The organism is Nocardioides sp., assembly GCF_034670285.1.
Classification (GTDB): Bacteria; Actinomycetota; Actinomycetes; order Propionibacteriales; family Nocardioidaceae; genus Nocardioides.
In genome coordinates this window covers 1-7,952 of record NZ_JAXMNS010000153.1, presented here as the reverse complement: position 1 = coordinate 7,952, position 7,952 = coordinate 1, and the positions used below count along the sequence as shown (strand labels likewise).

General features: G+C 70.8%; 7 protein-coding genes and 1 pseudogene. 1 reads left to right on the top strand and 7 read right to left on the bottom strand.

Going from position 1 to position 7,952, the window contains the following annotated elements; genetic code table 11:
* The 3 genes from VOI19_RS09410 to VOI19_RS09400 all read right to left on the bottom strand — a co-directional run.
* On the bottom strand, positions 1-654 hold a 654-nt coding region (locus VOI19_RS09410; RefSeq protein WP_323792708.1), incomplete at its 3' end, for a branched-chain amino acid aminotransferase.
* A gap of 92 nt (positions 655-746) precedes the next feature.
* A complete protein-coding gene (locus VOI19_RS09405) occupies positions 747-1,814 on the bottom strand; it encodes a 3-isopropylmalate dehydrogenase (RefSeq protein WP_323792707.1) in 1,068 nt (355 codons plus the stop codon).
* 42 nt (positions 1,815-1,856) lie between these two features.
* Positions 1,857-2,003 (bottom strand): hypothetical protein, encoded by a 147-nt coding sequence (locus VOI19_RS09400; protein ID WP_323792706.1) that lies wholly within the window; start codon positions 2,001-2,003, stop codon positions 1,857-1,859.
* 444 nt (positions 2,004-2,447) lie between these two features.
* Here VOI19_RS09400 and VOI19_RS09395 point away from each other — a divergent pair, with 444 nt between their 5' ends.
* A complete protein-coding gene (locus VOI19_RS09395; protein WP_323792705.1) occupies positions 2,448-3,017 on the top strand; it encodes an O-methyltransferase in 570 nt (189 codons plus the stop codon).
* 281 nt (positions 3,018-3,298) lie between these two features.
* Here the strand turns inward: VOI19_RS09395 and VOI19_RS09390 are convergent, their stop codons facing one another.
* The 4 genes and pseudogenes from VOI19_RS09390 to VOI19_RS09375 all read right to left on the bottom strand — a co-directional run bounded on the left by VOI19_RS09390 (position 3,299) and on the right by VOI19_RS09375 (position 7,909).
* Complete coding sequence (locus VOI19_RS09390) at positions 3,299-4,006, bottom strand: FHA domain-containing protein (protein ID WP_323792704.1); 708 nt, start codon at positions 4,004-4,006, stop codon at positions 3,299-3,301.
* 14 nt (positions 4,007-4,020) lie between these two features.
* A complete protein-coding gene (locus VOI19_RS09385; RefSeq protein WP_323792703.1) occupies positions 4,021-5,298 on the bottom strand; it encodes a VWA domain-containing protein in 1,278 nt (425 codons plus the stop codon).
* A gap of 11 nt (positions 5,299-5,309) precedes the next feature.
* The gene (locus VOI19_RS09380; protein ID WP_323792702.1) at positions 5,310-6,455 is read right to left on the bottom strand and encodes a PP2C family serine/threonine-protein phosphatase; all 1,146 of its coding nucleotides are present in this window, start codon (positions 6,453-6,455) and stop codon (positions 5,310-5,312) included.
* A pseudogene (locus VOI19_RS09375) lies at positions 6,452-7,909 on the bottom strand (tetratricopeptide repeat protein). The gene VOI19_RS09380 and the pseudogene VOI19_RS09375 overlap by 4 nt, the downstream one beginning before the upstream one ends.
* Between the last annotated feature and the right edge of the window lie 43 nt (positions 7,910-7,952).

Sequence of the window (7,952 nt, the reverse complement as noted above, 5' to 3'; positions counted from 1 at the left end):
GTGGCCGAGCGCCTCCTGCTGGGCGACCAACGAGCTGGCGTAGTTGCCGCCCGTCTTGGCAGCGCCCATGCCGCCCCGTCCGGCGCGGGTGTACTCCTCGGTCAGCCAGAGCCGCACCGGCTTCACGCCGCCCTTGAAGTAGGCGCCGGCCGGGCTCGCGATGACCATGAAGGTCACGTGCTGAGAGGGACGCACCCCGAGGAAAGTCTCGGTGGCGATCATGAACGGACGGATGTAGAGCGACTTCTCCCCCGTGCTGGCGTCAGGTACCCACCGCTCGTCGACCTTCACCAGCGCGTCGACCGCAGCGACGAAGTCGTCGACCGGCAGCTCGGGGAACGCCAGCCGCTGGCTCGAGCGCTCCATGCGCGCGCCGTTCTGGTCGGGGCGGAACGACCAGACCGACCCGTCGGGGTGGCGGTAGGCCTTCATCCCCTCGAAGGTCTCCTGGGCGTAGTGCAGGACGGCGGTCGCCGGGTCGAGCGTCAACGGACCGTAGGGCTCGATGCGCGCGCCGTGCCAGCCGTCCTCCGGCGTCCACTCCACCGTGAACATGTGATCGGTGAAGTGCGTGCCGAAGCCGGGGTTGGCCAGGATCTCGGCCAGGCGGTCGTCCGAGGTGGGCGTGGTCGAGAGCGTGGTGCTGATCTGCATGGGGGTCACGTTATTGGACTTCCTAGGAAATGTGCGACGGCCGGGTCACGCTTGCGCGTGGCCCGGCCGTCGGAGGTACTGGGTGCGGGCGCTCAGCCGCCTACTCGCGACGCGATGGCGTCGCCGATCTCGGGGGTCGAGCGGGTGGCACCGGGGGTGCGTCCGGCGAGGTCGGCGATGGCCGCTGCCTCGACGGCCGCAGCCGAGTCGGGGTGTCCGAGGTGGTCGAGCAGCAGGGCCACCGACAGGATCGCTGCCGTCGGGTCGGCCTTGAGCTGCCCGGCGATGTCGGGCGCCGAGCCGTGGACAGGCTCGAACATGGAGGGGGCGGTGCGGTCCGGGTTGATGTTGCCGGACGCGGCCAGCCCGATGCCGCCGCTGATGGCGCCGGCCAGGTCGGTGATGATGTCGCCGAAGAGGTTGTCGGTGACGATGACGTCGAAGCGAGACGGGTTGACCGTCATGTGGATCATCGCTGCGTCGATGTGCATGTAGTCGACGGTCACCTCGGGGAACTCCGCGGCGACCTCCTGGGTGATGCGCCACCACACCGAGCCGGCGTTGACGAGCACGTTGGTCTTGTGGACCAGCGTCAACAGCTGACGGGGGCGGCGCTGCGCCCGGGCGAAGGCGTCGCGGACGACGCGCTCCACACCGAAGGCGGTGTTGACCGAGACCTCGGTGGCGATCTCGTGAGGGGTTCCGACCCGTAGCGCGCCGCCGTTGCCCGTGTAGGGGCCCTCGGTGCCCTCGCGGACGACGACGAAGTCGACCTCGCCCGGGTTCGCGAGCGGTGAGGTGGCCCCGGGGAAGATCCGGGACGGACGGAGGTTCACGTAGTGGTCGAGCTCGAACCGCAGCCGCAGCAGCAGGCCGCGCTCCAGGATCCCCGGAGGCAGGTTCGGGTCGTTCGGCTTGCCGCCCACCGCACCGAGCAGGATCGCGTCGTGCCCGCGGATCTCGGAGAGCACCGAGTCAGGGAGCACCTCGCCGGTCGCGAGATAACGCTCCGCGCCGAGGTCGTAGCGGGTCTGCTCAAAGCTCACCCCGTCGGGGGCGACGGCCTCGAGCACCTTGAGGGCTTCGGCAGTCACCTCCTGGCCGATCCCGTCGCCGGGGATGACGGCGAGCTGGATGGTCGTGGCGGAAGAGGAAGTCATGTCAGGTGAGGTCTGGGTAGCGGCGTCGGTCACGGGAGAACGTTAGTTGTCGTCCGGGCGCTGGCCGCCGTTGTCTCGCAGGTCGAGGGACGTCTGCACGGCGCGCGTGCTGCTGCGGGTGCTGCCAGCCATCGTCGGCTCGTCGGTGCGGTGCTTGGCGGGACCCCACTCGGGATACAGGTCGTACATGTCGGTGCTCCTAGCTGCGATCACTGTCGCTGTCGGTCCTTCACGGTCCGGTCGGCTCGTGCCATACCCGGAGATGACCCCGCGGTGGGACAGGCCGGACGCGGATCACGCGTCGGCAGCTGGACCGTCAGGGATGCGGATCGCGCACGTGCTGCTGGTGTGCCGCCGCGGAGACATCTACAGACATGCCATGAGAGACATGGAGGAGATACGAGGTGTGAGAGCCGAAGAGCCCGGGAACGCGGGACTGACACCGCGACGAGGGGGCCTCACGAGCAGATCAGGTCTGCTGGGCCTCGTCGCGGCGCTCAATAAGTACGAGTACGCTCCGCATGATTTCTCGAGACTACGACCGGCGCTCGTCGGCGGCCACCGACTTCGCGAAACTGTTCACATCGTGAGATCGATGTCTCGCGATAGGAGATGCAGGGAAAGACTCGTCCCATGAGCGCCTCCCCCGATCTGCCGGCGATCGTCGAACGCGCCTTCGCCGTCTCGCGCCGTGCCGGCTACGTGTCGTTCTGCCGCAACGAGACCGGCCGGCTCCTCGCCATGCTCGCCGCCACCCGCGACGGCACGATGGCCGAGTTCGGCACCGGCTGCGGCGTCGGCACGGCTTGGCTGCGCTCCGGCGTGCGCGGCGAGAAGGCCACGATCGTGACCGCTGAGCTCAATCCCAAGCTCGCTCGCGCGGCCACCGAGATCTTCGACGACGACCCGCTCGTCGAGGTCCTCACCGCCAACTGGTCGACCCTGCTCGACAAGGGCCCCTTCTCGTTGCTGTTCCTCGATTCCGGCCAGCCCGGCGAGGTGGGCGTCGACGCGATCGCCGACCTCGTCGAGGACGGCGGCATCGTCGTGCTCGACGACTTCACCCCGTGCGAGAGCTGGCCGCCCATCGCCCACGGCCGCGTCGATGTGCTGCGCGAGCAGTGGCTGACCGACGAGCGCTTCACCACCGTCGAGGTGATGGTCGCCCCCGACGCCTCCACCCTCATCGCGACGAAGCGGTAGCGCGGGGCGACGAAGGAGCCACGCGCGTGAGCCGCGCACGTTGAGCGAGCGCCCGACCGAGGAACGAGGTCGGGACCGCGAGTCGAAACGCGGTGACGTACCACCCGGTGGTGGGGACGGCCGTGGGCCCGTCACCACATCTCGATACGCCGGCGCCTCGCTCCGCTCGTCCCGGCTACTCGATGACCAACCCCCGGTGGAGGGGGTGGGTGGGTGCGTCACCGCATCTCGATACGCCGGCGCCTCGCTCCGCTCGTCCCGGCTACTCGATGACCGACCCCCTACGTGGGGACCTCGCCGGGCTCGGCCTTGCGGAGGACGATGCGGGTCCAGGCGCCGAGGTAGAGGCGGTCGTCGCCGGCGATCTCGGTCTTCACCCCGACCGGGATCGGGGTGGTGGGCAGGGTGCCGAGGCCGCCTCCGACGTAGGTGCCGTTCGACGAGCCGAGGTCCTCGACGAACCAGCGCGAGCCGTCAGTCGTGAGCTGGGCGTGGCGACGACTCACTCCTGAGTCGGAGTCGAGCTCGAGGCCGGGGTCGATGTTGCGGCTGCGTGACGAGCGCCCGATGAGCACCGAGGTGTGCCGCAGGGCCACCACGGCGGGCAGGCCCGGTGAGGGCAGCGGATCGGTGCTCTGCTGGTCGGCATACCAGTCGGGGTCGATCCAGATCTCCGCCACCCAGGCGTCGTCCGGTGCCGGTGACGGGTTGAGGTCGAGCGAGGACGACGCCGCGGCCGGGGCGGGCGGCTCGACGGGGCGCGGCAGCGACCCGGTGGTGAAGTCGTAGCCGCAGTTCTCGCAGAACAGCGCGTTGGGCGGTGTGGCGATCGAGCAGTGCGGACAGGTGGTGGCAGCAGGTGCCGGGTCGGGCACGTCGACCGACACCTCGGCAGGCACTGCAGCCTCCTGCGCGGTCGCGTCGATCGCGAGCCCGCAGGTGTCGCAGTAGTCGGTGGCCGTGGTCTCGTGGCCGGCAGAGCACCTCATCGCCGATCAGTCCCCTACTTCTTGATCCGGGTGGTCTTGGTGGAGGCGGTGTCGAGCGCCATCTCGTCGGCCTTGTCGATCGCGGCCTTGAGACGCACGGTGCCTTCCTTCTCGTCGGTCACGTCGACGACCTTCTTCAGCTTGGAGGTCGCCTCGTCGTTGCCCGTCTCGGCGGCGAGCTGCACCGCGCGTCCGAGCTTGGTGGTCGCGGTGGCCTCGTCGCCGGACGCCTTGGCGGCCAGACCCTCCTGGATCATCGCCGCGAGCTCGGTCTGACCCGTGTAGTGGGCGACCTGCTGGTCGATCTTGGCGGTCAGCTCGGAGTTGCCCGACCAGGTCGCCTTGACCAGCGCCTGGGCCAGGACGTCGTCACCGACGGCCAGCATCACCCGCGCGGCCAGCTGCTCCTGGCCTATCGCCTTGGCCGCCACGCGGACGGCGACGTGGTAGTCGCGCGACTCGTCGGCCCACGCCCCGGTGGGGTATCCGCCGGTCATCGGGTTGAGGCCGACGCGTCGATCGGTGAGGTCCTCGACGGTCGGCGAGACCTGGCGGACGAAGAGCACCTGGGCGCCCTGCGGCGACCAGACGCGCAGCTGGGCCTCGGCGACCCCGCGCGACATGGAGGTGCGCATCATCTCGCGGAACTGGGTCTCCATCTGGGCAGGCTCGGGGATGATGTCGACCGTGCCGAGCAGCGCCTGGGAGATCCGCCGGATCTGGGCGACCTGCCAGTCGGTGCCGGCCCCACGGCAGTCGCACTGGAAGTAGCCGGTGGCCCGGTCGATCGCTGCCTGGAAGGTGTCGTCGCGCTCGCGGTTCTCACCGTCGGTGAGCAGGATGGCGTGACGCTGGGTCACCTGCGGCACCGAGCCGAAGAGCTGACCGGCGAGGTCGAGCCACGTCGAGATGGCTGTGCCTCCGCTGCCCACGAACCGGCTCACGGCCTGCTGGGCCTGCGACCGGGTCTGGGCATCCATCCGCACCATGCCGGGGCCCGAGGCCACCGCGGGGTAGGCGAGCATCGCCCGGTCGGAGCCGGCGATGACGGCGAACCAGGTGCCGTCGACGATCTCGTTGAGCGCGGCGGTGGCGGCCTGCTTGGCCGCGGCCATGGTGAGCGGACCCATCGACCCGGAGGTGTCGACGATGATGATCTCGCCCGCTGCTCCCCCGCCGGTCTGACCGGCCGTGCCGGCCCCGGCGCAGCTGATCGTGACGATCGCGTTGACGTCGGTGCCTCCGTCGGGGAGGAACTCGTTCTGGAAGACGCTTGCGGTGAACTCGGCCATGCCTCTGCCTCTCAGGAGATCTGGTTCGTCTGGTCGCGATTGTGCCCTGCGATCCGGGCCAGCGTGACGGTGATGTTGTCGCGCCCCCCGCGAGCGTTGGCGTAGGCCGTCAGCGCAAGGGCCAGGTCGAGCGGTGCGTCGGCACCGGCGGTGACGCAGGCGCGCAGCTGCTCGGTGATCGCTGCGGGCTCCGAGACGTAGTTCCACAACCCGTCGGAGCAGTTGAGCACCCAACCCGTGCCGACGAGGTCGACCTCGGCCACCCGCGGACTCAGGTCGGGCGCGTCGCGGCCGAGCCACCGCGTGATCGCATGGCCGTGGGGGCCGTTCTCGGCCGCCTCGCGGTCCATCCCGGCCTCCATCAGCTGCTGGGCCGCGGAGTCGTCGACGGTGACCTGCACGGCCTCCCCGTCGTCGGGCACCCAGTAGACGCGGGAGTCGCCGATGTTGGCGACGCTGAGCCGAGCACCCTCCACGACAGCGACCGAGAAGGTCGCCGAGGCCGGGTTGGGCGAGTCGGCGTCGGTGGTCTCCACGATCGCTGCGTTGGTCGCCTCGATGGTGTGGGCGAACGCCGCGGTCACCGCGGCCGTGCGGCCCTGCTCGGTTCCCATCCCCCGCGGGAGCGGCGTCAGCAGGGTGTCGCGAGCGGCCCGGGCACCGGCGAGCGAGGCGACGTCGGAGCCGGTCGAGCTCGAAACGCCGTCGAGGACGACGAGCACCGCGCGGGACCCGGCGGGCTCGTCGGCCAGGAGCGCCATGGCGTCCTCGTTGGAGACGTGGACCAGGCCGCGGTCGCAGACGCCCGCCACCCACGAGGCCGGGGTCTCGCGGAAGTGGTCGCGCTCGCTGGGCTGCTTGGTGCCGCAGGACGTGCAGTAGCCGTCGTCGTCGACCGCTTCACCGCACGCCAAGCAGGGTCGCGGAGCGGGAGCCGCCCCTGACGACCGCTCGGCGCCGGGACCACGCCGGGTGGGCGCGCTGATCGGCCCGCTCCCGAGGTCCTCGAAGGGCGAGGCCTCGCCGGCGACGTCCGGGGTCGTTGTCCCACCGGCCCCGCCGGGCCCATCGACCGACTGCGCCGTCACCGGGGCCCCGCACGCCTCGCAGAAGGCCGCCCCGGCGGTGAGGGGTTCGTGGCAGGACGGACACGTCACGTGAGGCTCCAGGTGCGGACGGCGTTGGCGCGGTTGACGAGCTCGATGCGCTCGGGAAGGGCCTGGGCGTCACGGGCGAGCAGACGGTAGCCGCGCTCGATCCCCGCGCGCAGGCTCGCCTCGTCGGCCTCGTAGGAGCCGATGTGCACACCCCGCGCGCCGCCTCCCGCCGTGACGATCGCCAACCCCTGCTCGAGGATGCGCACGGTGTAGCGACCCTGGGTCGTGGTGTCCATGGACGCCGACTCGATCGAGCGCATCGCCTGGTCGAGGACCGCGAGGTCGGAGGAGCCCTGGCCGAGAAGCACCTCCGCCCGCAGCTGACGGCTCTCGGGGTAGCCGCGGCTGGTGCGCGGCACCCAGTCGAGCGCCTCGACCGCGCCCGGGGCGTCGCGTCGCTCCGCGCGGATGCGGGCCACCCCGAACGCCGCGGCGGCGATGTAGGCCGCGTCGGTGGACGCGCAGGTGACCTAGAGCCGCTCGGCCACCTCGGGCAGGCCGCCACGCTCACAGGCCACGCCGAGGGCGAGCTTGGGGGCGAGCTCGCCGGGCACCTGCTGGTAGACGGCGTTGAACGAGGCCATGGCGTCCTTGAAGTCGCGGCTCTGCATCGCGGCCAGCCCGTCGAGCCACAGCGCGCGCCACTCCCAAGGGTCCTCAGCCAGCATCTCGGCGGCCACCGCACGGGCGCCCGGCACGTCACCGAGCTCGAGGGCGGCGTAGGCCCGGGCGATGCGCACCTCGGGTGACTGCTCGGGGGCGTCGCTCACGAGGAGCGTGAGCCGCTCGGCGGGGTCGTCGGTGCCCACACCGGCCAACCAGGCGTGCTGGGGATCGGTGGAGTCGGCACGCAGCGTCGGCAGCTGCGACCACTCGAGCACCGAGCGCGACGTCGCCGGTGACTCGAAGAGCAGCGAGGCCACCGAGGTGGCCGACGTGCCGATGGTGCGCTCCCCGATCTCCTCGCGCAGCACCCCGAGCATCTGGGTGCGCAGCTCGTCGACGGAGGCGAAGCGGTCGGCCGGGTCGGGCTCGCAGCACTTGGCGATGAGCCAGTAGAGCGAGTCGTTCTCGGCGAACAGCGGTGTCGCCTCCACCGGCGGCAGGCTGTGGAGATAGGTGCCCTGGTAGCCGCGGAACTCCATGCACAGCACGAGCAGCGTGCGGCCGATCGTGTAGATGTCAGAGGCGACGCTCGGACCGACCTGCGCCACCTCCGGGGCCTGGTAGCCGACGGTGCCGTAGATCGCCGACTCGAGGTCGTCGATCCGGCGCACGCCGCCGAGGTCGATCAGCTTCATCGCGTCGCCGACCTGGATCATGTTGTCGGGCTTGAAGTCGCAGTAGACCAGCCCGAGGTCGTGGAGGTACTGGAAGGCGGGCAGGACCTCGATCAGGTAGGCCAGTGCCTGGTCGATCGGCAGCGGGTCGTAGGCCCCGCCGTTGTCGCGCATCCGCTGCTTGAGAATCTGCTTGAGCGACAGGCCGCCGACGTAC

Bases quoted from the DNA above. Each gene is read 5' to 3' on its own strand.
- VOI19_RS09395 (WP_323792705.1), top strand. From the start codon at position 2,448: ATGAGCGCCTCCCCCGATCTGCCGGCGATCGTCGAACGCGCCTTCGCC.
- VOI19_RS09405 (WP_323792707.1), bottom strand. From the start codon at position 1,814: ATGACTTCCTCTTCCGCCACGACCATCCAGCTCGCCGTCATCCCCGGC.
- VOI19_RS09385 (WP_323792703.1), bottom strand. From the start codon at position 5,298: ATGGCCGAGTTCACCGCAAGCGTCTTCCAGAACGAGTTCCTCCCCGAC.
- VOI19_RS09390 (WP_323792704.1), bottom strand. From the start codon at position 4,006: ATGAGGTGCTCTGCCGGCCACGAGACCACGGCCACCGACTACTGCGAC.
- VOI19_RS09400 (WP_323792706.1), bottom strand. From the start codon at position 2,003: ATGTACGACCTGTATCCCGAGTGGGGTCCCGCCAAGCACCGCACCGAC.